22 protein-coding genes and 3 pseudogenes are annotated in these 23,626 nt (G+C 70.2%); 16 read left to right on the top strand and 9 right to left on the bottom strand.

Annotation, left to right across the window (positions count from 1 at the left end; genetic code table 11):
• The first annotated feature begins 187 nt into the window (after positions 1–187).
• The 3 genes from ACKTSN_RS09535 to ACKTSN_RS09525 all read left to right on the top strand — a co-directional run bounded on the left by ACKTSN_RS09535 (position 188) and on the right by ACKTSN_RS09525 (position 3,521).
• Positions 188–499 carry a hypothetical protein gene (locus ACKTSN_RS09535; RefSeq protein WP_409468682.1) on the top strand — a complete coding sequence of 104 codons (312 nt, stop codon included), beginning with the start codon at positions 188–190 and terminating at the stop codon, positions 497–499.
• An 86-nt stretch (positions 500–585) separates the two neighbouring features.
• Positions 586–1,293, top strand: coding sequence for an ABC transporter ATP-binding protein (locus tag ACKTSN_RS09530; RefSeq protein WP_409468681.1), 708 nt, complete (start codon positions 586–588; stop codon positions 1,291–1,293).
• Positions 1,290–3,521, top strand: a complete 2,232-nt coding sequence (locus ACKTSN_RS09525) for a hypothetical protein (RefSeq protein WP_409468680.1) — start codon at positions 1,290–1,292, stop codon at positions 3,519–3,521. The genes ACKTSN_RS09530 and ACKTSN_RS09525 overlap by 4 nt, the downstream gene beginning before the upstream one ends.
• Positions 3,522–3,982: 461 nt before the next feature.
• On the opposite strand, the gene ACKTSN_RS09520 is transcribed toward ACKTSN_RS09525, so the two are convergent.
• Positions 3,983–4,906, bottom strand: a complete 924-nt coding sequence (locus ACKTSN_RS09520) for a recombinase family protein (RefSeq protein ID WP_409468679.1) — start codon at positions 4,904–4,906, stop codon at positions 3,983–3,985.
• 367 nt (positions 4,907–5,273) lie between these two features.
• On the opposite strand from ACKTSN_RS09520, the gene ACKTSN_RS09515 reads away from it, so the two are divergent.
• From ACKTSN_RS09515 to ACKTSN_RS09500, 4 genes are all read left to right on the top strand, one after another.
• Positions 5,274–6,743, top strand: coding sequence for a PepSY domain-containing protein (locus tag ACKTSN_RS09515; RefSeq protein ID WP_409468678.1), 1,470 nt, complete (start codon positions 5,274–5,276; stop codon positions 6,741–6,743).
• Between the two features lie 27 nt (positions 6,744–6,770).
• Positions 6,771–8,075 (top strand): hypothetical protein, encoded by a 1,305-nt coding sequence (locus tag ACKTSN_RS09510; RefSeq protein ID WP_409468677.1) that lies wholly within the window; start codon positions 6,771–6,773, stop codon positions 8,073–8,075.
• 26 nt (positions 8,076–8,101) lie between these two features.
• On the top strand, positions 8,102–8,449 hold the full coding sequence (locus ACKTSN_RS09505) for a hypothetical protein (protein ID WP_409468676.1): 348 nt from the start codon (positions 8,102–8,104) through the stop codon (positions 8,447–8,449).
• Positions 8,450–8,936: 487 nt separating this feature from the next.
• Positions 8,937–9,086 carry a hypothetical protein gene (locus ACKTSN_RS09500; RefSeq protein WP_409468675.1) on the top strand — a complete coding sequence of 50 codons (150 nt, stop codon included), beginning with the start codon at positions 8,937–8,939 and terminating at the stop codon, positions 9,084–9,086.
• Between the two features lie 367 nt (positions 9,087–9,453).
• Here the strand turns inward: ACKTSN_RS09500 and ACKTSN_RS09495 are convergent.
• Positions 9,454–9,699, bottom strand: a pseudogene (locus ACKTSN_RS09495) (transposase); the annotation flags it as partial.
• Positions 9,700–10,116: 417 nt separating this feature from the next.
• Between ACKTSN_RS09495 and ACKTSN_RS09490 the strand changes: the two are divergent.
• The 5 genes and pseudogenes from ACKTSN_RS09490 to ACKTSN_RS09470 form a co-directional block, all read left to right on the top strand.
• Positions 10,117–10,674 (top strand): annotated as a pseudogene (locus tag ACKTSN_RS09490) (DUF6192 family protein); the annotation flags it as partial.
• 73 nt (positions 10,675–10,747) lie between these two features.
• A complete protein-coding gene (locus ACKTSN_RS09485) occupies positions 10,748–11,131 on the top strand; it encodes a DUF6192 family protein (protein ID WP_409468674.1) in 384 nt (127 codons plus the stop codon).
• Between the two features lie 233 nt (positions 11,132–11,364).
• Positions 11,365–11,670 (top strand): transposase, encoded by a 306-nt coding sequence (locus tag ACKTSN_RS09480; RefSeq protein ID WP_409468673.1) that lies wholly within the window; start codon positions 11,365–11,367, stop codon positions 11,668–11,670.
• A gap of 5 nt (positions 11,671–11,675) precedes the next feature.
• Complete coding sequence (locus ACKTSN_RS09475; protein WP_409468672.1) at positions 11,676–12,578, top strand: IS3 family transposase; 903 nt, start codon at positions 11,676–11,678, stop codon at positions 12,576–12,578.
• Between the two features lie 46 nt (positions 12,579–12,624).
• Positions 12,625–13,098, top strand: a pseudogene (locus tag ACKTSN_RS09470) (transposase); the annotation flags it as partial.
• Between the two features lie 120 nt (positions 13,099–13,218).
• On the opposite strand, the gene ACKTSN_RS09465 reads toward ACKTSN_RS09470, so the two are convergent.
• From ACKTSN_RS09465 to ACKTSN_RS09450, 4 genes are all read right to left on the bottom strand, one after another.
• The gene (locus ACKTSN_RS09465) at positions 13,219–13,641 is read right to left on the bottom strand and encodes an acyl-CoA thioesterase (RefSeq protein WP_224737075.1); all 423 of its coding nucleotides are present in this window, start codon (positions 13,639–13,641) and stop codon (positions 13,219–13,221) included.
• A gap of 55 nt (positions 13,642–13,696) precedes the next feature.
• Entirely contained in the window at positions 13,697–14,332 is a 636-nt protein-coding gene (locus ACKTSN_RS09460) for a hypothetical protein (protein ID WP_409468671.1), read from the bottom strand.
• Positions 14,333–14,379: 47 nt separating this feature from the next.
• Positions 14,380–14,979 (bottom strand): histidine phosphatase family protein, encoded by a 600-nt coding sequence (locus tag ACKTSN_RS09455; RefSeq protein ID WP_409468670.1) that lies wholly within the window; start codon positions 14,977–14,979, stop codon positions 14,380–14,382.
• Between the two features lie 245 nt (positions 14,980–15,224).
• Positions 15,225–16,433, bottom strand: coding sequence for a pyridoxal phosphate-dependent aminotransferase (locus tag ACKTSN_RS09450; RefSeq protein WP_409468669.1), 1,209 nt, complete (start codon positions 16,431–16,433; stop codon positions 15,225–15,227).
• 81 nt (positions 16,434–16,514) lie between these two features.
• Here ACKTSN_RS09450 and ACKTSN_RS09445 point away from each other — a divergent pair, with 81 nt between their 5' ends.
• Positions 16,515–17,141 (top strand): winged helix-turn-helix transcriptional regulator, encoded by a 627-nt coding sequence (locus ACKTSN_RS09445; protein WP_409468668.1) that lies wholly within the window; start codon positions 16,515–16,517, stop codon positions 17,139–17,141.
• 48 nt (positions 17,142–17,189) lie between these two features.
• Here ACKTSN_RS09445 and ACKTSN_RS09440 read toward each other — a convergent pair whose 3' ends face one another.
• Genes ACKTSN_RS09440 through ACKTSN_RS09430 form a run of 3 tightly spaced genes read right to left on the bottom strand, consistent with a single transcriptional unit; the run spans position 17,190 to position 20,776 of the window.
• A complete protein-coding gene (locus ACKTSN_RS09440; RefSeq protein WP_409468667.1) occupies positions 17,190–17,966 on the bottom strand; it encodes a hypothetical protein in 777 nt (258 codons plus the stop codon).
• Positions 17,966–19,237, bottom strand: a complete 1,272-nt coding sequence (locus tag ACKTSN_RS09435; RefSeq protein WP_409468666.1) for a VWA domain-containing protein — start codon at positions 19,235–19,237, stop codon at positions 17,966–17,968. The genes ACKTSN_RS09440 and ACKTSN_RS09435 overlap by 1 nt, the downstream gene beginning before the upstream one ends.
• A gap of 45 nt (positions 19,238–19,282) precedes the next feature.
• Positions 19,283–20,776, bottom strand: coding sequence for an IucA/IucC family protein (locus ACKTSN_RS09430; protein ID WP_409468665.1), 1,494 nt, complete (start codon positions 20,774–20,776; stop codon positions 19,283–19,285).
• A gap of 103 nt (positions 20,777–20,879) precedes the next feature.
• Between ACKTSN_RS09430 and ACKTSN_RS09425 the strand changes: the two genes are divergently transcribed.
• From ACKTSN_RS09425 to ACKTSN_RS09415, 3 genes are read left to right on the top strand one after another with little or no spacing between them, the layout of a single operon-like run.
• On the top strand, positions 20,880–22,394 hold the full coding sequence (locus ACKTSN_RS09425; protein ID WP_409474784.1) for an IucA/IucC family protein: 1,515 nt from the start codon (positions 20,880–20,882) through the stop codon (positions 22,392–22,394).
• Positions 22,395–22,436: 42 nt separating this feature from the next.
• Positions 22,437–23,351, top strand: coding sequence for a HipA family kinase (locus ACKTSN_RS09420; protein WP_409468664.1), 915 nt, complete (start codon positions 22,437–22,439; stop codon positions 23,349–23,351).
• Positions 23,348–23,623: a SelT/SelW/SelH family protein gene (locus tag ACKTSN_RS09415; protein ID WP_409468663.1), complete on the top strand. Its 276-nt coding sequence runs from the start codon at positions 23,348–23,350 to the stop codon at positions 23,621–23,623. The genes ACKTSN_RS09420 and ACKTSN_RS09415 overlap by 4 nt, the downstream gene beginning before the upstream one ends.
• Positions 23,624–23,626 lie beyond the last annotated feature (3 nt).

Here is a 23,626-nt window from a genome sequence, read left to right as displayed (position 1 = left end):
GTGGAAAGCATTCGTGGAGCCTGGCTGACATGTCCATCGCGAATTGGTCACGTAGTGACTCTTGAGTTGATCTTGCGTGTGCAACGTGTGATCTTGATCTGCGAACGCAGGCAGCGCTCAGCTGACCTGCTCGGAATAAGGGGGGAACTTCCCTATGCGTTTGAAGAGTCTGGTTACTGCTGCTCTCGTGGCGGGCAGCGCGCTCGCGATGGCCGCGCCCGCGTCCGCCGCTGAGATCTACGCGTCTCTCGACGGGGCCGGCACGGCCCGGACCTGGTACTCGCGTACCGTCGCCGAGGTGTGCGACCAAAGCGCCGACAACCACGATGTGGCCGTTGAGTACTACCGGGAGACCAGCGCCAGCACCCTGCGTACCATCTGGGTCGGTACCGGCTACTCAACCTGCAACAGCAGTGGGTCAGGCAGCAATATTCTGAAGCTGCGGATCCGCGAGCAGATGATCGCCGGTGAAGACCGTTACGGGTCGTGGCACTACTGATCCGTAGCTGACAAGGCGCCGCTGTCGACGTGCACTTCGGCAGCGGCGCCACCGTTGCTTTGCTCGTCCCCCGCTTAAGGAACCACATGGCGCCTCCATCCGTCCCTGCAGAACAACTGGTGCTGTCCGCGAGGGGCTTGCGCTATGAGATACCGGGCCGCACGCTTCTCGATGCCGCCGAACTGAGCGTGGCTGCTGGTCATTCGGTAGCCGTGACAGGACCTTCCGGCAGCGGCAAGTCCACGCTGCTCATGTGCCTGCTCGGACTTGCGGAGCCCAAGAGCGGGTCTATCGACATCGCCGGTGAGGACATCACACGCATGCGGGCCGGCCGAGTGGCCAAGCACCGTCGGGACAACATCGGCATGGTGTTCCAATTTGCCGAGCTGCTTCACGAGCTGTCGCCCGTGGAAAACGTCGCACTGGCTGCACTCCTTGCCGGCCGGGACCGCAAGGATGCATTCCGCCGCGCTGAAGAGTTGCTGGACGAGCTCGGTGTGCCGGCGCGAGGCACGGCCACGGCGGACCTGTCGGGCGGCGAGCGCCAGAGGGCTGCTGTGGCGCGCGCGCTGGTCAATGAACCCGCTCTTCTGCTTGCCGATGAGCCCACTGGTGCGCTCGACGAAGAGAACCGCGACAGCGTGGGGCAGCTCCTGTTCTCGCTCCCGCAGCGGTGGAACTGCGGCCTGCTCGTGGTGACCCACGATCACAGCATCGCGGCGCGCGCGGACGAGCACTTGGAGCTGCGCCAGGGCAAGCTGCTGGCCGTGCGTTCGGAGGCAGCGGCCACGTGAAGAAGCAACGTACCTCGTCACCCCTGGGGCTGACGGCCGCTTTGCTCCGCATCGGCCGCAGTGCCGCGAGGGGCGCGGAAAGCGGCAGGCTGCGGCTGGTGGCTCTGTGCGTGGCCACCTTTGCACTGGCCATGTCGTTCGCAGCCTGCGCTGTGGTCGCTGCAACCTACGAAGGCCGGGAGAAAGCCCAAGTCGCGCGCAGCCCCCAGGTGGTGCCTGAGAATCAGAAAGACAAGGCGATCGCCCGGTGGCTCGAGAGCTCGGACACGATCAACGGCGCGCAGTACACCGTCATCTACATCGAGCCGCTGACTGACGACGCTCCGCCGCCGCCTGGGCTGCGCCGCTGGCCTGCTCCTGGCCATTCCGCGCTGTCCTTCGGTGCCGAGGTAGCCGGACTGACCGAAGGCATCACATCCCGGTTCGGTGAGATCGACAACCGCATTCAGCCAGAGGGCCTGGCCAGCGACGCTGAACCGCTGATCTACGCACGCCCCGCCGAGTCGCTGACGGAGGGCTTCTACGTCTCTGCGTGGGGCAATGAGGAAGGCGTCGTCTTCGGTGAACCGCTCACGATCCAGCCGGCGAAGAGCTTCTACATCCTCATTACCGTCACCTGGCTTGCCCCTGCCGCCGCCCTGACGGTGATTGCTGCACGCACCGGCTCCGCCATGCGCGACCGCCGACGCGCAGTGCTGCACGCGATCGGCACCGGACCTCGGCACCGGCTTTTGATCGACCTGGGAGAAGCCGGCCCGCCGATCCTGGTGGGAGCAGCGCTCGCCACCCTGACCATCTGGCTCTACCAAGGCACCAGCTGGCCGCTGCCGAAGGTCAACTACGTGATGACCGCCAGCTACCTGGAGCCGTACCTCGGCATCCTGTACAGCTGCGTGGGCCTGGCAGCGCTGGTCGTGGCCGTGGCAGCCATGTTCCTGCAGCCGAGGGCTACCGCTGCTGGGAGCACGAGGCCCCGCCAGCGCCAGCAGCGCGCTCTGCTGCGCAGCGCCACGTGGCTGTGCCCGCTGGCGTTCGCTTTCGCGTTCATCGGCCCAAGCCTCTTGGGTGCCAAGGACAACGAGCTGCTTTTCCTGCTCCCCTACTCCATGGGAGCGCTGACCGCACTGATTCTGCTACCTGCCGCCCTGGCAACGCTCACCATTCGGTTTGGGCAAGCCCTTGCGTGGTGGGGACGGCGTTCACGTCGGCCTGCGCCCCTGCTTGGTGGACGCTGGATCGCGGCCAGCCCCGCAGCGATAGCTCGCGTCATCACCAGCATTGTCCTGCTTATGGGCATTTCAGCACAGCTGTATACCTGGAACAACCGTGTTACCGAGTCGGATCTCGCCGCCAAGCAGGTACAAGAGGCGCTCGGCTCCTCCGTTGTCCGAGTCGAAGGCGTTGACCGTAATTCCGTCAAGCGTCTGCATACCTTCATCGACGCCCTGCCAAGTGATACAGAGGTTGTCGGTGTCTACATCGGCAGCGTCCCCGGCCAACAAGTCGGCACCCAGGTCGTGGGAAGCCGTGCTGCTATCGAAATGGCAGGCTTTTCCGCACCCGCCGGCTCCGAGGCGGCCCCCCTCGCGGCTGGCGACGCCACCTCAGCCCGTGGCCGCGCCCTGCTCAAGGGGCTGTCCATGACTGGCGACAGCTCCATCGCTGCTCGCGCGGGAGAGATCGACACCGTTGAAAACCTCGTGTCCCTTCAGGTGATAGCTCCTGCAGGCAGCCGCCTTGCGGAGTCAGAGATCAAGCAGGTCGCGAACAACAAACTGCTTCCTGGCTGGCGGGCCAGCGTGCCGGGCACGGAGTGGACTGCGACGCTGGCCACGTACCAGGAACACAGTTGGTGGCTGCCGTTGTTTGCGTTGGGCACGATCGCCATCCTTGCCTTCGCAACGTGCCTGGCCAACATGGGTGAATTCCTGCGATTCGCCCGTTCCTTGGCGCCTATCACTGTGATCACCGGTTCTCGTCGGCCCTTCGTTTCGACCACGCTGCTCGTCTTCCTCGGGGCGTTCGGTATCGCCCTCACTCTGGGAGCAGCAGCAGCCGTCCTCCTTACGGTGCCGATGCTGGGTGCACCTGTCCACGCCAACGGTTTGCCTACCACCCTGGTGATCACCAGCATCCTCATCGTCGGTGCGATCGCCCTGGTTATGACGCTGTGGGCAACGCGCGTCGCGCTGCGGGAATCGGGACGATGGCGCCCCACGGCTGAATAGTCCCGACGCAAGGGATCATCAGCGCGCACCCGTGCAGCAACGGCCCGCCCCGCGCTCCTTCCGCGGCGCGGGCCGTCTGCCATAGACCTGGGCGACATCTGGCGCCAGTGCCGCCCCCGGCCTCGTCCGCCGCCACATGGGCAACCTCACCGACCGGGACATCCGCCTCTGACACCTGGTCGCGGCCACCGTCATCGCGGCAGAGATCGCACTGCCCCGGCGCTGCTCATCCCGCAGACGATGCCGATTGCCGTCGCCACCGGCATCGGGACGCACACCGCCTTCACCTGCCTCAAGCCCCGCCAGCTCATCACCTTCTCTGGCCTCACAGTCGGCACCTACTTCGCCTTCGCCGCCTGACCCTCCCCCTCCGGGTCCAACCACGCGGCCGAAGCCAGGCCGATTGTGGAGGTCAACCAGAACGCGTCGGAAACGCGCCGTCGACCCGGGACGGCTGGCCGTCACCTCTTCCTCATCGCCGCGTCGATCCGGTCGGCATACGCGCGGTACGCCTTGCGCCCGGCCGGTGTGGAGTCGCCGCCGGCGAGGGCGGCGCTCTGCTTCAGCGCGGCTTGGTGGAGCGCGAGCGGAGCGGTGACGCGCACCGAGTAGCCCTGCCCGCGGCGGACGGTCCGGCCGCTGCGCAGTGCCTCGTGGACGGCGGTGTCCCGGGTGCCCTCAAGGTGGTCGGCGAGCAAGCCGGGCAGGTCGATGGCGTGCGGCGGCTCGGGCGCCTGCTCCTGGTCCTCGACGTCGGCGGCCATACCCTCGAGTTCCTCCAGGACGTCGCCGCCGGCGCGGGCGCCGGCCGCGTCGAGCACCCTGCGGATGGTCTTGGGCGCGACGTCGTGCTGCCGGGCGAGTGCCTTCACCGCGGCGCCCTTGGCGTACGCGTCGACGACGTCGGCCGCCTGGTCCGCGTCGAGCGCGGCTGGGCGCCCCAGCGTCTTGCCCGCAGCCTCGGCGGCGGCGACGCCTTCCTTCGTGTTCTCCGAGATCATGTCGCGCTGGAACTCCAGGACCCCGGCGAGCATGGTGACGAACAGCTTGGTCTGCGGGTCGTCGGCCGCGAGATCGAAGCCGGACCATGCGCCGGTCGCGATGTGCAGGTGCAGGCCGCGTCGTTGGAGGACCTCACGGATCTGGATGACGTCCTTGGTCGAGCGGAACAGCCGCGCGGCATCCGCGATGCGGAGGGTGTCGCCGACCGCTGCCTCGTCGAGCAGCCGGCGGAACCCGGATCGGTTGATCGCGTAGACGCGGGAGGACGTGGCCGGGTCCTCGTACCTGGGCGCGCCGGACTTGAGCAGACTGTCCAGAGCATGGAGTTGGCGAGCATTGGTCTGCTTGTCGGTGGAGTGTCGCAGATACAGACGGTTCGTCACGTATCATCCCTCTTCGCTCATCCGGCGGGCGCCGGATCGCGACCATAAGGGGGCTAAATGGGGAGGCGCAAATGTGGAGCGAACCCGATTGGATCGGCACGCCGATTTGCCCCGCTGTGCCCGGATCGGATCATTGGATCAGCGAAGGGGGTTCAAACGACCGTTTCCGCCCCCATCCGTCATTCGATCGGCGCCGAGACGATCAACCGGCGCCTGGCCAGGGTGTCACATCATGTGACACCAAACTGCACTCCCTGCGCAGTTCCTACTCGACCCCCTTCTCCGCGAGGGACCTGCCTCCCCCGTGCGTAGAGCAGGTGACACAGCGCCGGGCCGAGGCCCGGTGAGCCACACCAGCGGAGAGTCAATGGCATACACAACGAAGGGCGGACGCCGCCGGAGGCGGGGACCCCTGCTCGCGCTCTCGGTCTCCATCGTCTGCGCCCTCACTATCGGCGCGCCGCCCGCTCATGGGGCAGTCGAGGAGACCAGCCTCGGCAGGCGGTTCAACGACGGCCTCGACACCCGGCTCAGCGCCACCGCGTTCCGCGACGCGGCACGCTCGCTCGGCTACACGGGCACCAGCCACACCGCCGGGCGCAGCGCGGACGACGCCTGGGTGGACGGCCTGGATGCAGGCGTTTTCGCCTTGTTCGGGCATGCGAACGGCGGCATCTTCCAGACAGACGAGGGGCCTTCGGACGATCAGGACGCGATCCTCGCCGCCGGTCGTACGCAGGACCTTCTACCGCTCTACGCGAACCTGCGGTTCTTCACCGAGTACCTGCCGTACAACGATGTGGACGACATGCGTCTGCTCGTCCTCGCGGGCTGCGACACCTCGCTGACGGGGCAGCTCGGGAACTTCAACGAGGTCGCCGTCTCCCGCGGTATCGACTCGGTCATCAGCTTCTCCGACCTGGTCATGTACCCGGCCACCACGTCAGGCACGCTGCCGAGCGCGACGAATTACTCGGGCAACTACTTCTGGAACCGGTTCTCGTACCACGTCACCACCGGCGTGAGCGTGTCCACTGCGCTCGCACGGTCCCGCTCCGACCTCGTCGCGAAGGAGGGATCAGCGGACGGCTGGGACAGGTACGTGATCCGTGGCGCCGTGGCGAACCCTGGCGCGGTCACGCTCAAGCCGGCCCGTGCCGGTGAGCCGTTGAACAGCAAGCCGGTCGCCACACCGGCGTTCTCGTCCCCGGCGTCCTTGACACCCGTCGCCACCACCTCCTCGCAGGGTCCCGCGGGCGAGCCGCTCACGGCGGTACGCAGCGCCGAGGGCGTCGAGTACCGGACGGCCGCGGACGGCTCGCTGTTCGATCTCGTCGGGACCCCGTCGACAAGCGGTGAGGCGCTGCTCGGCGCGGCCGAGGTCCGTGCGGCCGCCGAGGAGTTCGTGGGGCGCAATGTCGCTGCCTGGGGGCCGGACTGGGAGCTGGTGGCCGAGGAGGCCATCAGCCATGTTGAGGGCGACGCCGTGACGCTGCTGCGCTGGCGTCCCACCGAGGCCGGGCACCCCGGGGCGCGCGAGGTGACGGTCGAGATCGACCGCCGTACCGGCGCCGTCACCTACCTGTCCGCCACCCACGGGACCGCGGACACGACGGGCTTCGCGCTCACCGCCGAGGAGGCTCTCGCCGCCGCCCGGGCCGCGATCGGCGACCAGCGGGGCACCGCCATCGCGACGCCCGACACCTGGAACGCCTCCCGTTGGACGGTCACCGTCGACCGCGGACTCACCGGCCGGCCCGGCGCCGAGACACCGAATGTGGAGCGCGTCGAGCTCGACGCCCGCACTGGCGACGTCCTTTCCCGCACCAAGAGCTGACAAAGATCCCAGATTTCGGAGCAACACATGACGTTTCGACAGCTGAGCCTGTGGAGCGCGGTCGCGGCGAGCTGCCTGGCCCTGACCGTGCTGCCCGCCACGACGGCGAGGGCGCAGGCCGAGGCCCCCGACTCACAGACGACGGTCTCGGCGACCGCTGCGCAGGTGCAACCGAAGGTGACACGTCTGCTGTTCGCCGTCCCCCAGACCCTCGACGAGCTCAAGGTCTCCCTGTCTGGGCTCAACCCGCTGCTGCTGCGCTACACCGGTGACTTCGGCGGCGGATCCCAGCCCGGTCCCGGCGTCCCGGCGGACCAGGCCATCGAGAGCATGCGCCAGAGTGTGACCGCGGAGTACGGCGTGGAGCCGCTGGTCTTCCTCGTGGTGGTGGACGGTGAGATACCCTCGGCCCGGCTCTCGGCCCTCGCCCCGGCGCTTGCCGAGACCACCGTCTTCGACTCCGATGCCGCGACGGTGGAGCAGCTTCCGCTCGGCACCCTCGAGAAGGCCGCCGATGCCACCCGGGACCGGGAGACGCTGCTGGGCCGCCGTGCCGCGGTGCTCGCCGCCGTCGAGGCGAGCCGGCAGCAGCCCGCCGCGGAACAGCAGACGACCGCCCCGGGCGAGGAGCCCGCTTCGAGCGCGGAGGAGCCGACCGTACCAGCCAACATCGGCAAGGCGTGGGCGCCCGTCTCGGTGGAGATGCAGGCGTACCGCTATTCCGCGAGTGCGAAGCCGCGTCACTTCCGGCACTACATGCGCTGGAACTCCACCACTGACCTCGCCGCCTTCGGCGACGACTTCGGCTACGAGCACAACCTGTCGCTGTACAACTACGACCTCGTGGACATCTTCCCGCGCCCGTACTGCGCGGACAGCGCGTACACGGAGTTCTGGGCGGCCTGGTCGACGGGCTTCAAGTGGAACGCCGTCGACTACGGCTGGAACTTCCCGAGCAGCTCTGTCGCATACTGGGACTGGGACGACACGACCGACTCCTGCCAGAAGCTCGACTTCTCCGTCGGAGTCGGCTACCCGAAGAAGCTCACCGCGGGTGTGACCTACAACTTCTGGATCCACGCCGAAAAGGGCGCGAAGACCAGCTCTCCCTACGCACTCGCGGGCCAGAAGCTGAGCAACGACTGCAACGACGCGGGCATGGACCCCGGCAGCTCGTGCATGGGCCTGAACTACACGCGTCCCGGTTCCGACACCGAACTCATGGTGAACAGCAGCCGCAACTGGCATGTGCCGAGCTGCGCGGAATGGGTCCGCGGCGGCTCCCCGACCGCGCGGGCCAATGGCACCTTGGGCTGCCCGGCCAACAGCTGACCCCGCCCTCCGAGGAAGATGAGCGCATGACCACACACGACCAGCAGGGCCGGCACACCCACGACCACGACCGCCTCCTGCGCAGGGTGGGTCTGGCGGCGGCGCTCGGGCTCGCCGCCCTGGCGGCATTGCTGTGGTTCGTCGCCGACGCCACCGCCACCAAGGAGTGTTTCGACACCGGCTACGGACTGGGCGACAGCATCAGCATGACCGAGGAGGGCTGCGAGGTCACCGTGCGAGCCGCCGACGGGGTACGCAGCGCCGTGCTGCCCACCCTCAGCGAACCGTTGGCGACGGCTGCCCTGGTCACAGCGGTGGGGAGTGCCCTGCCTCCCACCATCTGCCTGTGGCTGGCGACCCGCCGCCCACGCTGACCGGCCGACCGGTGGCCGTGGCACAGCGTGTCGCCCGGCTCGCCCAGTCCGGCCTGGCCGGGCGGGCGGCGGGCGACGCGCTGCCCGCGTCGCCCAACTGGGGCGCAGCTCACCTGGTTCCTGCACCACGAAGGGCCCGGCAAAACGGTCCGCGCCGCCCTCCCACCGGGCCCAGTGGACCTGTAATCCCACCCCACCCCTGTGGCTCCGCCCGTTCCAGCGACAGCCCCGCCATACGCCCATCCCTTCCTCGACGCATAACGCAGCTCAAGGCGGGGACGGGATCCAGCTCCCGGCGTCAGGCAGCCACACCCCTCCCCCAGGCAGCCTGACACCGGGGTTCACGTGCGTTCGCCCGCGTCCGCAAGGCGGCGAGCGGCGGCCGCCACCAGGACCACGACGTCGGCGCGGCTCAGCAGTCCGGGGCGCAGGACCCGAGCGAGCAGGAGCTTTCGGAAGCTGCGGGCCCCGGCCCAGGGGCGAGCTCATGAAGGGTGAGACGACCCTGGTCATGTCCGCCGTCAACGACCTCGGGCGGGAGGGTGCGCAGCGCATCTTCGGCGCCGGCCTGGTGCGGCGTGCCCTGCAGCTGGCGAGCGGCGCCCGCAGCTCGCTCATGACCATTGGACGCCGGTAGGAAGCGGCCGCGACCCAGCCGGCTGTGCACGCGAGAACGGGACTCTTTTGTCGACGACTTCGGGAGTCACCTCGTGCCCCGCTCGCGTGATCAATGTTGATGAGTTTGGGAGCCACTGCCCCCTTCCCAGCGGGCCGAGTGTGGCCGTCGCTCGCCGCTGCTCCAGGTCGTTCGACCGCTACTGCGCACGCCACCGCCGTAACCACCCACACGCCCCCCTGCCGACCCGCTGGGAGTACGAACACCGGCGCACCGGCGCCAGGAGGCCCATCCGAGCAGCCGCTGCTGACCCACTGGGGTGCCGTGCCGGCCGTTACCGGCACGGCACCCGACACGCACCCTGACCCCCTTTACTGACTTCGGCTGGTCAGGATGACGTTGGATCGTCGAGGGTCAGGCCAGTGCCGACTATGAAGCCGTCGAGAGTGTCCGGCCGGTACGGAAGGCGTTTGAGTCGGTTGGGTACGAGGGCCTCGAGTCGGTCGAGGGCGACCACGGCCAGGTTGGCCAGGCTGCGCTTGACGTGCGCCCACACCCACTCGACGGGGTTGAGGTCGGGCGAGCAGGCGGGCAGCAGGAACACCGTCAGCCAGGCCCGTTCGGCGATCAACTCGGGTCGGTGCAGGTCGCGGCGGTGGCGGAGGCTTCAGCGGACCCGGCAACGGGTCAACGCAATGCAGCGGGGAGAGCAGGCGGAGTGCCCGGTGTGCGGGCGGTCGTGGACGGTGGGGGTGGAGCGGTCGAAGGCGGCCGTGTACTGCTCGGACCGCTGCCGGGTGAGGGCCTGCCGACAGCGGCGGGCGTCACGGAACGGCGTTACGGAAACGCCGTAGCTGAACGCCTCCCGAGTACCTCGAACACCCCTTGTTCTGCGGAAGAGTTGAGGCAATCGCCGGGTGCTCCGAGCGCCCCTGGTTCACGCTCTGCCCCGGCGTGTCCCGCCCGCGTCACCGTGGACGGTGGCCGGAGTCGGCGCCCCGTTGACCGGTCACGTCGTGGCGGCCGGACCCGGGCAAGGGCGGTGGTCACTATGGCCGACGTGGCCGACCGGATCGGGAACGTCACCCGGCAGCGTTACGAACAGCTCGTCACCCAGGCGAAGGAGCTGGTCGCGCAGGTCGCCCGCGCGCAGTTCGCCCTGGGGGACATGGCGCTGGAGATCGAGCCCATGCGTTCGGTGGGCGGGGCGATGCCGAACGGCACGGACGACCTGTTCACGGTGACGGAGTCGTTGCAGCTGTTCGCGGACGACATCGGCGTCGAGCGGCGGACGGTGGAGGACTGGCGCTACACCGCCAACCGCTGGCCGAAGGCCAGGCGCAAGGATGGCGTGTCGTTCACCGTCCACCGCATCCTGGCCTCGGTCGTGGACGATGACGAGCGGTGGGCGGCTATCGAGGACGCGCCGTTCAACCCGCGCACCGGCGCCCGGCAGTGGACTCCGAACGGTGCGAAGCGCGTCGTCGGCCAGCGTGTCGACCGGCCCGTCACGGTGGACGAGAAGGTCGCGGCGGTCGCCGACCTGACCCGCGACGACGAAGTCGCCGCCCCGGTCGCCACCGACCTGTTGAAGCGGCCCGCTGTGACCGAGCACGTCACCCCAGCCGAGAAGGTGCGGGTCGTCAACGAGCTGACCAGGGACGACACCCGTTGCCCAGCAGGTGACCACGGACCTGCTGCGCCGCCCGGCCGTGGCCCGGAAGACAATGAGGGACGACACCGCCCGGATGCTCGTCAATCGCGCTCAGTTCGACAACTCCCACGAGACCCGCGACCGGATCCGCGAACGCACCCCGGCGGTTCGCGCGATCGAGCACACCATCGAGCACCTCGACTTGGTCGGCTCCTGCCACAGCTTCGTGGCCACCCTCGGCCGGCTGGTCCCGCAGCTGCGCGGGCAGCAGTTCACCGACGACGAGCGCGAGACCGTGCGCCGCCAGATCGGCCGCGTTCGCGCGGCGGCGGACTGGCTCGAAGGCGCCCTCGACAACGGCGAGTTCACCCTGGACGAGCAGCTGGTTCAGCTCCTCAAAGGCGAGGAGTAGCCATACCACAACGCCGGGAGGCGCGGCCGCTGGCAGAGCACTACGGCGACCTGGTCCGCGTCGCCCTGGTGGAAGCACGCCCCGCAGGCCTGCACACCTACCAGCTCATCGCCGCCACCCGTCTCATCCGCTCCCAGGTCGGCCGAGGGGTGAGGCACATCCGTGAAGTTCCACCCTGGGGCTGGACAGCCTGATACTGGGACGACAGGTCCCGGAGGAAGCAGTCCCAGGTAGTGAGCAAGAAGAGCAACACGAGCAAGCGATACTCGGCCGAGTTCAAGAGGGACGCGGTCGCGTTGGCGTTGTCGTCGGAGAAGACGGTGACGGAGGTCGCCCGGGACCTGGGCGTGAGCCCGGAGGGCCTGCGGGGCTGGGTGAAGCAGGCGAAGATCGACCGGGGCGAGGGGCCGGCGGGTGCTCTGACCAGCGACGAGCGCGAGGAACTGTGGCGTGTGCGCCGCGAGCTGGCCGAGGTCAAGAAGGCGAACGAGATCTTGGTAAAAGCCGCGGCCTTCTTCGCGAAGGAGATCGTGAAGTAGGCGCCGTGTGCCTCTTCATTGATGCGGAGAAGGCCACCGAGGGCAACCCCGATGGCTACAGCGTTGCGCGGCTGTGCCGCGTGCTGGGCGTCAACCGCTCCACTTACTACTCGTGGCTCGCCGGCCGGGAGACCGTCGCCGAGCGGCGGCGGGCCGAGGACGAGCTCACCGAGGAGATAAGGGAGATCCACGGGAAGTCCCGCGGTGCCTACGGTGCCCCGCGTGTGACGGCGGTCCTGCGGCGCCGGGGCAGGCGGATCAATCGGAAGAAGGTCGAGCGGATCATGCGGGAACGCGACATCCGCGGTATCACCCGCCGCAGGCGCCGTAGCCTGACGAGGGCCGACACCAAGGCCGCCCCCTCACCGGACCTGGTCGGCCGTGACTTCACCGCCACGGAGCCCGGCACAAAACTGGTCTCGGACATCACCTACCTCCCCACCCTCGCCGGCTGGTGGTACCTCGCGACGGTCCTCGACCTGGCCACGCGCGAAGTGATCGGTTACGCCATGGCCGACCACCACCGGGCCGAACTGGTCGTCGACGCCCTTCGGATGGCCGCGGGCCGCGGCGGACTGAAGGAGAACTGCATCACGCACTCCGATCGCGGTTCGGAGTACACCTCGCGTGAATACCGCACGGTGATACGGGAGTTGGGTCTGAGGCAGAGTATGGGACGAACCGGCTCATGTTACGATAACGCCGCTGCCGAGAGCTTTTTCGGTCTGCTGAAAGCGGAGATCGGCACCACGGTCTGGGAGTCCCACGAAACCGCCCGAGCCGATCTGTTCCGCTTCATCGAGGTCGAGTACAACCGCACCCGCCTGCGCAAGCACCCCGAGTACGGCTACGTCACCCCGCTCGAAACCAGAGCTCTGGCGACGCAAGACCTCACCCCCGCAGCGTAACCACCCGCTGTCCACGAACAGGGTGGAACTTCACGTGTCCGCCTACCCCCAACCGCACACCACCCTGCGCGCCCTGGCCCTGGCCGTCGGCCGAGCGGCCACCCGCACCGTCACCTGGCGCCAGGGCAGCAAGGCCACCAGACGCAACCCGAACGCCGAGATGCGCTCGCAGTTCCTGGCCCTGCGGGTCCGACCGGCCAACCGCACCATCCGCCGCGCCGCCGACGGCTCCCTGCCCGACTGCTGGCTGCTCGTCGAGTGGCCACCCGACTCCGCCGAGCCAACCGACTACTGGCTCTCGACGCTTCCCGCCGACACCCCACTGCGCGAACTGGTACGAATCGCCAAGATCCGATGGCGAGTTGAGCACGACTACCGCGAGCTCAAGGACGGTCTGGGCCTGGACCACTTCGAGGGCCGCAACTACCTCGGCTGGCACCGCCACGTCACCCTCGCGTCCCTCGCCCAGGCCTTCTGCACCATGCTCAGGCTCGACCCAAAAGCCCCTGCGCCGGCCTGACCCTCTACGCGGTCCTCCGCGAACTCCAGGCCCTCCTGGCCACCTGGACCGGCGCCTGCTCGATATGCGGCCAACCCGCACCAGCACCCGAACCCCACCACAGGACCTAACAAAGCCCTACTAGAGCCCGAACAGGCTCGGGTCCGATGCCAGCTCTTTGAAGACCTCCCGGGGATCGGTGACCAGTCTGCGCTCCTCGAGTTTGAGGAGGCCGCCGACCGCCGTGATCTCGGCCGCCACCGTGCCGTCCGTCTTGCGGATCGTCTGCTCGATGCGGAACGTCTTGCCGCTGCCCCAGTCGAAGGCGCACGTCACCTCGACCTCGTCGCCCGCGAGCAGCTCACGCTTGTAGCGGATCGTCGTCTCCAGGGCCACCGGACCCACGCCCTTGCCGATGAGACCGGCCTGGCTGATACCGGCGGCCTGCAGTAGCGACCAGCGGGCGTGCTCCGCGTAGTTGAGGTACACGGCCTGGTTGAGGTGCCCCTGCACATCCGTCTCGTATCCCCGGACGGTCACCGGAACGGAAAACGGCTCGGTCACGACTTCCCCTTCTCCTGCCGCAGTTGGTGGTTCAACCGATCCTCACATGTGCCCCTTACATCCGTCGCGGAGACGCCAGGAGATAGCGAGCCCTCGTCCGCGGCTCCGTGTACTCGCCGACCTGCCAGCCCGCCTTCTCCAACGTGACCGCGCAGGCCCGGAGCCCCTCGGGATCCGGTTCGCGGACGGCCACCGCCTCCGGCTGCGGGGTCGCCCGAACCCGGTAGCCCGCGGCATCCGGCTCCGGCCCGGCCGGGAGGTGCCCGGCCGCCTCCAGGGCGAGCGCGGCGGCCTGCACCAGATGCCTACGCTCCCACCCGCACGGCCGGTCCATGGCACCGTCCGGATTGGTCATCCGGCGCAGCTCCAGCAGCCCCTGCCAGGCGCTGTGCACCTCACGGACGCGCGCCGGACCCATCTCCGGGGCGCCCTCCTCACCGCCGATACGGGCGGCGAACACACCGGTGGCGGCGGGAGCCTCCGCTGCAGGCTCGGGGGGTTCGGGTGCCGCCTCCCGTATTCGATGCCCCGCCGGCGTCAGAAAGTGATCGTGCGGCGGCCGCGGATGCCGGAAGGCGAGCCCCCGCTTCACCAGCGCCGCGAGCTGTGCCTCCGTACCGCGCAGCCGCCCGGTGACCGGATCGGCGGCGTCGATGACACGCCGCTGCGCGGCGGTGGGCGGTCGTGTCACGGCGTGCCCCTTCCCGGCGCTGGTCACTGTCCCCATCGCTTCGAAGGCTACGACGACGGTCTGACATTCCACCCGGCGATCACCGGCCGCCCGTGCTCCGTGCTCAGCCGGCACAGCGTGCCCGTCGCCAGCTGGAACAGCGCGCCGGCCGCCGGCGACAGCCCCAGCCGCCGCGCCGTCAGGACCCGCAGGAAGTGCCCGTGCGACACCAGCACCACACACCCCTCGGTGTTGGCGAGCGCGGCGTCCACCTTGGCCAGCATCCGGTCGGCACGCTCCCCGACCTGCTCCACGCTCTCGCCGGGATGCTCCGGCGGCCCGGGCGGCACCCCGTCCGCGAACAGGAACCAGCCAGGCCGGTCACGCTGGATCTCGACGGTGGTGATCCCCTCGTAGCCGCCGTAGTCCCACTCCGCGAGATCCGCATCGACCCGTGGGCCATGCAGCCCGATCAGCTCCGCCGTCTCCCGCGCTCGCTGCAGCGGGCTGACGAACGCGGCCCCGATCCGGTGCGAGCGGATCAGCGGCACCAGCGCGCGTGCCTCGTCCCGCCCGTGCTCGGTCAGCGGCACATCGGTCCGCCCGGTATGCCGCCCGGACCGCGACCACTCGGTCTCCCCGTGCCGGACGAGAAAGAGATCACCCATGCGGCACAGGCTAGGGCCTGTCCGGCGGATCAGGTCGCAGGGAAGCGACGGTGACTGATCGGCGCAGGTAAGCGGGGGCTGGTGCGTCCAGCTGCAAGGCGGAGGAGGGCGGCGACGCGATGGGGGTCCCTCCCGCGCGAGCGAAGCCGAGCGTGGGGGAGTCGGCAACCGACGACAACGCGGCAGATGGGCGTGCCAGCCCCCGTGTCTGCGACAGGATCCGTCGGACAGGCCCTAAGAGCCTGCTACTGCCGGTACCCGGACAGGAACCGCCCGATCCGCCCGATCGCCGCCTCCAGATCATCCGCGTGCGGCAACGTCAGGATCCGGAAGTGATTTGGCGTCGGCCAGTTGAAGCCCGTGCCCTGGACAACCTGGATCTTCTCCCGCAGCAGCAGGTCCAGGACGAACTTCTCGTCGTCGTGGATCTTGTGCACCTTGGGGTCGATGCGCGGGAACGCGTACAGCGCACCCTTGGGTTTCACGCACGACACGCCGGGGATCTCGTTGAGCTTCTCCCAGGCCACGTCGCGTTGTTCGCGCAGCCGTCCGCCCGGCGCGGTCAGCTCGTGGATGGACTGGCGGCCGCCGAGCGCGGCCTGGATGGCGTACTGGGCGGGCGCGTTGGCGCACAGCCGCATGGAGGCCAGCATGGTCAGACCCTCCAGGTAGTCGCGCGCGTGCTGCTTCGGGCCCGTCACCACCAGCCAGCCCGAGCGGAAGCCCGCCACCCGGTACGTCTTCGACAGGCCGCAGAAGGTCAGGACCACCAGGTCGGGCGCGAGCGCGGCGGTCGAGTGGTGCACAGCGTCGTCGTAGAGGATCTGGTCGTAGATCTCGTCGGCGAACACCATCAGGCCATGCCGGCGGGCGAGGTCGAGGATGCCCTGGATGATCTCCTTCGGGTAGACCGCGCCGGTGGGGTTGTTGGGGTTGATGATGACCACGGCCTTGGTGCGGTCGGTGATCTTCGCCGCCATGTCGTCCAGGTCGGGGTACCAGTCGGCCTGCTCGTCGCACAGGTAGTGGACCGCCTTGCCGCCCGCGAGGGTCGTCACCGCCGTCCACAGCGGGAAGTCGGGGGCCGGGATGAGGACTTCGTCGCCGTCCTCCACGAGTGCCTGTACGGCCATGGAGACCAGCTCGGAGACGCCGTTGCCGAGGAAGACGTCGTCGACGCCGATGTCCAGGCCGAGGGTCTGGTAGCGCTGGGCGACGGCGCGGCGGGCGGAGAGGATGCCGCGCGAGTCGGTGTAGCCGTGCGCCTGCGGGAGCATCCGGATCATGTCCTGGAGGATCTCCTCCGGCGCCTCGAAGCCGAAGACGGCGGGGTTGCCGGTGTTGAGACGCAGCACGCTGTGCCCCGCCTCCTCCAGCGCGTCGGCCTGCTCGATCACCGGGCCGCGGATCTCGTAACAGACCTCGCTGAGCTTGCTCGACTGCCGGAACTCCATGCGCCCCTCCGGTATCTGGTGTTGCTTGGTTTTACCAAGTTTCAGCTTGGAAAGTCCAACGACACGTCTAGACTGCGTCGCATGCCACCTCGCCGAAGCTACGACCAGTACTGTTCCGCAGCCCGTGCCCTCGACGTCGTGGGCGACCGCTGGACCCTGCTGATCGTCCGCGAACTCCTCGCCGGCCCCCGCCGCTACACGGACCTGCACGCGGATCTGCCGGGCGTCAGCACGGACGTACTCGCCTCGCGGCTGAAGGACATGGAACGGGACGGGCTGTCGACACGCCGCCGACTGCCGCCGCCCGGTGCGGCCTACGTGTACGAACTCACCGGGCGGGGACGTGAGTTGCTGCCGGTGTTGCAGGCGCTGGGCGCGTGGGGTCAGGCCGAGTTGGGGGAGCGGCGGCCGACGGACGCGGTGCGGGCGCACTGGTTCGCGCTGCCACTGCTGCGGGCTCTGGAGGGTGAGGGGCTCGTCGAAGTGCGGCTGGAGGAGGGGGACTTCCATGTGTACGCCGGTGCCGTGGACGGTCCCGTGTACGGTGACGGGCCCGCCCCCGCCGAGCCCGACGTGCGGCTGGTGCTGGACACCGACACCTGTGCGGCCGTGGGGCGGGGGGAGTTGAGCGTGACGGAAGCGGTGCGGGACGGGCGTATCACCGTGACCGGCGACGGGACGCTCGCCAAGGCACTGCGCGAGGCGTAGCGAAAGGCCCGCCGCACCGGCGGGTGCAGCGGGCCTCATCGGCAGGGATCAGGCCCTCGGGGGCCGCCCCGAGCCGCGCGTCAGCGCATACCCGCCGACGCCCGCGAGCGCGGCCAGCACACCGCCCACCGCCGTCCACACCCACCGGTCGGACCACCAGCCCGACGCCCAGCCGTCCTCCGGCTCGATGCTCGACAGAACGGCCGACGCCGACGAATCCTCCTCGGGCCGGGCGGCGGCCCCTGGCACCAGCGGCTCGGCCAGCGAGCCGTCGACCGCCGCCGATCCGCCGATGTCCTTGCCGTCCACCCGCACCTCGGTGCTCACTGGCAGACCCAGGTCGGACGTCGGCAGGCCCACCGCGGTGAGGCGGATGTAGTACGTGCCGGGCAGCGGGTCGTTCGCCCACGGCTCCGACCAGGCGCGGACCGGACGCAGCGTGCAGGCCAGCTCCACGGAGGACGTGTTCGCCGCGGCGGTGCGCGTCTGTGGTCCGTACTGGCAGGCCTGGCGGCGGCGCAGTCCGTCGTGCACGTCGATCTGCCAGGTCTCAGCGGCGTGCGTGTCCGGCAGCTTCACCGTGGCCTTGACGGTCGGGCGCTGTCCGGCGTCCGCCGGGAACGACCAGTACAGGTAGTCGCCTGCTGAGGCGTTCGCCGTGGCTGTCCGACCCTGGTCGACCTCGGTCGCCGTACGGAACGACGTGCCCGCCTCGGTCGGGGCCGAGCTGTCGCCCGAAGGGGACGGCGTGGAGTCGGCCACCGCGGGAGCAGCGGCCAGCCCGAGCGTCAGCAGGGCTGCGCCCAACATCCTCGTAGTATGCATCAGTTGGTCCTCCAGACCGCGACCCGCCAGCGCGACAGCCAGCCCCACAGCAGACCCCCGACGAAGCCGGTCAGCACCAGGATGCCGAGCAGCCACCAGCCGCGCCCGAGGCCGAAGGCGGCCACGTCGCTCGACGGCGACGGTCCGTCCACCACGTCGATCGTCAGCTCCAGCGGCAGACCCGGCGTGGTCTTGACGCCGGCGACCGCCGAGAAGGAGTGGGTGAGCTGGAGGCACACGGTCTCGGCGGCGGGCTTGTCGGCGTCATCGTCGTCGCCCTCCCGCTTCGGGTAGCGAAGTCCCGTCGAGATCACATCCGTACGGCCGTTGCCCGCCGCCTCGCCGCGCACGATCTCCCGGCCGTGCACAGTGACCGCACGCAACAGCACCCCGTAGCCGGGATTCACGTCCCGGTCCGCCGACGCGCTCACCGAGGCGCGCAGCTCCCGGCCCGGCAGTACGTCCACCCGGTACCAGCGCTGCTGCCCGAACTCCGCGCGGTCGGTGTACAGGCCGGACTCCAGCGTCGGCGCCTTCGCGCATTCCGGGGCGCCCTCCGTCGCCACCGGCGTCACCACCGGATCGGCGGCGCGGTCGACCAACTGGTTTACCCGGTCGGTGAGTTCGTCGGTGTGCTCCACCGAGGTGTACGTGCCACCGGTCGCCTCGGCGATACAGCTGAGCTGCTGCCGCATCTTGGTGTTGGGCACCAGGCCCAGCGTGTCGATGGTGAGGCCGATGCCCTTGGCCGCGATCTCGCGGGCCACCTCGCACGGGTCGAGCGGGGCGCAGGTGTCCTCGCCGTCACTGATCAGCACGATGCGCTTGGAGCCGGTGCCGCCGTCGAGGTCGTCGGCCGCCTTCAGCAGTGCCGGCCCGATCGGGGTCCAGCCGGTCGGCGCCAGGGTGGCCACGGCCGCCTTGGCCTCGGTGCGGTCCAGCGGGCCGACCGGGTAGAGCTGCGCGGTGTCCTTGCAACCCGTCTTCTGGTCGTCGCCCGGGTAGTCGGCGCCGAGCGTGCGGATGCCGAGCTGCACGTCCTCGGGCGTGGCGTCCAGTACCTCGTTGAACGCCTGCTTCGCCGCGGCCATCCGCGACTGCCCGTCGATGTCCCGCTCCCGCATCGAACCGCTGACGTCCAGTACCAGGTTGACCTTGGGCGCGGCGGCCGTGGTCTCGTCAGCGAGCGCCGCGGACGGGAGAGCGATCCCGGCCGTCAGCGCGGCGAACAGGACGCAGACTCCTGCCACCCGCCGTTGTCTTGTGATCATCGGCGGATCTTATGGAGCAGTGGTGTCCCGCACCAAAACGGAAGATCACAGAAGGGGATTGGGCAGCTCGGCCCACCGGTCCCCGGGCCGGCCCGGGGACAGCCGCATCAGCGTCAACGCCTTCGCGGGCATGGGTTCCTCGCACAGTGCGACGAGATCCGGGGTGCGCGGCAGATCCCGTACGGCGGTCTCCAGCGCGGCCCGCAGGGCCGTCCCGGACCCCGCCGTCCCGGCCAGTGCGCCCGCCACCAGCGACCCGAACAGCTTGCGGCGCAGGGCCGGCACGTCGTCCGTGAGGATGCGGGCGGGCAGCTCCGGGACCGGGATGCCGTGCCGGGCCAGCCGGGCCGGGCTGACCCGGATGTCGGCGAGGTCGCGGTACACCAGCCGCAGCGGGGCGCCCGTCGCGGACAGTACGACGAGGAGGTTCTGGCCGTGCGCCTCCAGGGCCACGCCCAGCTCCAGCAGCCGCAGCCCGACCGTGACGGCCAGCCGGGTGAACTCGCCGAGCCAGGCGGTGGATTGCGGCAGCTCGGTGGTCGCGAGGGCGGCCACCGGCAGCACCCGCTCACCGGACCCGGCGTACTCCTGCGGCGACTCGCGCAGGACGGCCCCGAGATCGGGTGAGCCGTCCGTGACCGCGCCGAGCGTGCGGGTGACGTGCAGCAGACCGTCCGCGTGCGCCGCCATGTCCTCCGCGAACGCGGACAGCGTCATGGAGGCGGCGATCGACCCGACCGAGATGTCCCGCACCGAGGACGTCAGGCGGGCGCTCAGCGCCGTCTTGACGTGCGGTCCGCCGTCCAGGGCCAGCGTGCGCAGGGACATCAGCGGGTGTCCGGTGAGCTGTGCCTCGCACGGCCGCTTCAAAACATGCGCCGCCTGCCACGGGTGCACCGGGACCAGCACCCGTCGCCCGTCCCGCAGGGCGTCCGGCCACTCACCGGTGACCAGGCACGCCTCCGCCGGGACCGGCACCAGACCCAGCCCCACGCGCGGCCCGTGTTCGGGCGCGTAGGCGAGCTGCTCGGCCACCGAGAAGCCCGGCCGGGAACGGCAGTTGGGGTGGAACGGATGACCGTCCACCACCCGCTGCTCCCACTCCCAGTCACTCGTGGGCCACTCTTTCGGGTGCGCCGGCCGCCCGGCCCGCGACAGCGCCAACGATGCGACACTGTGGTCGAGTTCGGCCACGAGGTCGGCTCCGTGCGGTACGGCGAGGTCCGTCATCAGCCGTGCCGGACGGTCGTACGTCACGTCGTCCAGCCGTACGGCGGTGACGTACGCGGCGGTCGCGTACGGATCCGGGGCCGGCCCATGCAGTCGGCGGCCGTCCCGAAGGCGCAGGGTGAGGCCGTCCCGGTCGGGGGTGCGGTCCTCGACCCAGGTCAGCGGCTCATGGGTGAGCGCCCGCCACAGCCGGGTCAGCACGGCCGCCCGGGCGCCGGGCAGCTCGGCCGCGTACCGCGCGGCGAGGTCCGGGCGCAGGACGGACAGCTCGTCGGCGACCTCGGCCTCGGCGGTGGGGGAACGGTGCACGGGCGGGCTCCTCGGAACGGGTCGGGCGCGGGCAGGGCGGTCACGGCGGGCTGTGACGACAGCGATACTGATCGTCTCCGCACATATGAACCGTAGGGAACGAGTGGAACGCGTGGACCCCATCCTCCCGCCCGTCGGCGCAGCCGCCCCAGCACGTGACGACGTCGCCGACCGGGCCGACGCGTATGCGGCGGCGCCGCTGCTCAACTGCCTGCTGCGCGAGGTGGCGCTCCCGCTCCCGGGCCGGCCGGGGGTCCACCGGCTGCCCGGCGTGGACCGGCTGCTGCGGGTGCGTGGCGGGCGGCGGCCCGCGGAACCAGAGCTGTACACGGCCGGCCGCTGGCATCGCCTCGACCACGCGGAACTCGTCAAGCTCGTGGCCGAGGAACTGCGCCGGCACACGGGCCTGTCCAACCACGAGCTGCCCGCGGAGATGCTCGACAGCCGCAACGCCGTCGCCGCCCTGCTCGCCGCCCGCGCCCGCGCCACCCCGCCCGACGACCCCTACCTGCGCTCCGAGCAGTCCCTCGTCACCGGCCACCCCCACCACCCCGCCCCCAAGGCCCGCGGCGGCGGCCCGGTGGCAGGCTGGCTGCCGTACGCCCCCGAGGCCCACGCCCGTTTCCCGCTGGTCCTGCTCGGGCTGCGCGAGGACACCGTCGTCGAGGAGGGCGACACCTCGGCGCTCGACGCCCTCGGGCAGGCCCCGCCCGGCTACCGGCTGCTGCCGGCCCACCCCTGGCAGCTCGAGCTGACCGCCCGCGACCTCGCCCCGGCCTTCGCCGACGGCCGTCTGATCCGCCTCGGCACCACCGCGTTCCCGACCTGGCCGACAGCCGCGATCCGCACGGTGTACGCCCCCGAGCGCGACCTGTTCCTGAAGTTCAGCCTCGACGTGCGGATCACCAACGACGTACGGCGGCTGTGGCGGCACGACCTGCTGAAGCTGCGCCGCATCGACACGGCGGTGACCAGGGCCTTCGCGGGCGGCCCGGCGGCCTGGCTGACCGACCGCGGCTACCGCACCGCAGGCTTCGCCTTCGAGGAACTCGCCGTCCTCGTCCGTGACGGAGCGCGCGGCCATGTGCTGCCCGGCGCGACCCCGTTCCTGGCCGCCGGGCTCGTGGAGGGCTTCGCGGGCAGTCCGCTGGACGGTCCGGTCGACCCGGCCGGCTGGTGGGAGGCGTACCTGCGCCAGGTCGTGCCCCCGGTCCTGTCGGCCTTCGCCGACCATGGCGTCGTACTGGAGGCGCACCTGCAGAACTCGCTGGTCGCCTGCGCCGCCGATGGCACCCCGGTGCAGGCACTGTTCCGGGACGCCGAGGGCGTGAAGCTGCTGCCGGACGTGTCACGGGCGGCCGGCTGGGAGCGGCTGGTGTACTGCCTGGTCGTCAACCATCTGGTGGAGCTCGCCGAGGCCCTCGCCGAGCGTCACGCCGGCCTTGACCCGTGGCCGGCGGCCCGCCGCGAACTGGCCCGGCACGACCTCCCGGAGGTCAGGAGCCTGCTCACCTCGCCCACGCTCCCCGCCAAGACCAACCTCCTGCTGCGCTGGACCGGCGCGGACGGCGCCGCCGCCCGCTACCGGCCGCTGCCCAACCCGCTGGTCAGCGCGTAATTGCCGATCGGCACGGAAGCCACCTGCCGTACGCTTGCCGGTGTGCTGCGCGACGTGACTGCCGTTCGATACGTGACCCCACTGCGGTCCGGCGGCTCCGTGCCCGGAGTCGTCGAGGCCGACGACCTGGGCACGTACGTCGTGAAGTTCACCGGCTCCGCACAGGGCCGCAAGGCGCTGGTCGCCGAGGTGATCGTCGGTGAACTGGCCCGCGCCCTCGGCCTGCGCTTCCCCGAACTGGTCCTGGTGCACTTCGACCCGGCGATCGCCGATCACGAGCCGCACCAGGAGGTGCGCAACCTGCACTCGGCCAGCGCCGGCGTCAACCTGGGCATGGACTACCTGCCGGGCGCGAAGGACTTCACGCCGGAGCTCGCCGGGACCTTCCCGGTCGACTCGCTGGAGGCCGGCCGGATCGTCTGGCTCGACGCGCTCACCGTGAACGTCGACCGGACCGTACACAGCTCCAACCTGATGGTCTGGCCCACACTCGGCGTCGCACCGCCACGCCTGTGGCTGATCGACCACGGCGCCGCTCTCGTCTTCCACCATCGCTGGGACACCTCCGTCCCCGACAAGGCGTACGACTTCCGCCACCATGCCCTCGGCCACTACGAGCCCGACGTACGGGCCGCCGACGCCGAACTGGCGCCCCGGGTGACCGAGGAGCTGCTGCGCGAGGTGCTGGCCGAGGTCCCGGACGCCTGGCTGGCGGACGAGCCCGGCTTCGCGACGCCCGACGAGGCGCGGCGCGCATACGTCGACTATCTGCACGCGCGCGTGGAGGCGTCCGAGGCCTGGCTGCCCACGGACTTCCCCACCCGGGAGGAACTCGCCGCCGAGCAGGCCCTGCGCGCGGCGAGGACACAGCAGGGCCGCCCGAAGTGGCTCAAGCGGGTCCCCGACCTGCACGGCAAACCGGCGGCGGAACAGGATTGGTCGGTGCACCTGGGATGACCCACCGAGTCCAGATCGAGTACTGCACCCAGTGCCGGTGGCTGCCCCGCGCCGCCTGGCTGGCGCAGGAGCTGCTGACGACGTTCGAGGCCGAGCTGACCGAGCTGTCGCTGAAGCCGGGCACCGGCGGGGTCTTCGTCGTGCGGGTGGACGACGAGGTGGTCTGGGACCGCCGCGAGCAGGGCTTCCCCGAGCCGACGGCGGTCAAGCGGCTCGTACGCGACCGAGTGGCCCCGGAGAAGTCCCTGGGCCACTCGGACAAACCGGCGTGAGTC

The sequence above is a fragment of the Streptomyces flavusporus genome (assembly GCF_046267975.1).
In the GTDB taxonomy this organism is placed as follows: Bacteria; Actinomycetota; Actinomycetes; order Streptomycetales; family Streptomycetaceae; genus Streptomyces; species Streptomyces flavusporus.
This window is presented reverse-complemented; position numbering and strand designations above follow the sequence as displayed.

Coding starts and splice junctions, on each gene's coding strand:
- ACKTSN_RS09505 (WP_409468676.1), top strand. CDS start 8,102: ATGACCACACACGACCAGCAGGGCCGGCACACCCACGACCACGACCGC.
- ACKTSN_RS09455 (WP_409468670.1), bottom strand. CDS start 14,979: ATGGGTGATCTCTTTCTCGTCCGGCACGGGGAGACCGAGTGGTCGCGG.
- ACKTSN_RS09500 (WP_409468675.1), top strand. CDS start 8,937: ATGAAGGGTGAGACGACCCTGGTCATGTCCGCCGTCAACGACCTCGGG.
- ACKTSN_RS09415 (WP_409468663.1), top strand. CDS start 23,348: ATGACCCACCGAGTCCAGATCGAGTACTGCACCCAGTGCCGGTGGCTG.
- ACKTSN_RS09515 (WP_409468678.1), top strand. CDS start 5,274: ATGGCATACACAACGAAGGGCGGACGCCGCCGGAGGCGGGGACCCCTG.
- ACKTSN_RS09450 (WP_409468669.1), bottom strand. CDS start 16,433: ATGGAGTTCCGGCAGTCGAGCAAGCTCAGCGAGGTCTGTTACGAGATC.
- ACKTSN_RS09445 (WP_409468668.1), top strand. CDS start 16,515: ATGCCACCTCGCCGAAGCTACGACCAGTACTGTTCCGCAGCCCGTGCC.
- ACKTSN_RS09530 (WP_409468681.1), top strand. CDS start 586: ATGGCGCCTCCATCCGTCCCTGCAGAACAACTGGTGCTGTCCGCGAGG.
- ACKTSN_RS09435 (WP_409468666.1), bottom strand. CDS start 19,237: ATGATCACAAGACAACGGCGGGTGGCAGGAGTCTGCGTCCTGTTCGCC.
- ACKTSN_RS09510 (WP_409468677.1), top strand. CDS start 6,771: ATGACGTTTCGACAGCTGAGCCTGTGGAGCGCGGTCGCGGCGAGCTGC.
- ACKTSN_RS09440 (WP_409468667.1), bottom strand. CDS start 17,966: ATGCATACTACGAGGATGTTGGGCGCAGCCCTGCTGACGCTCGGGCTG.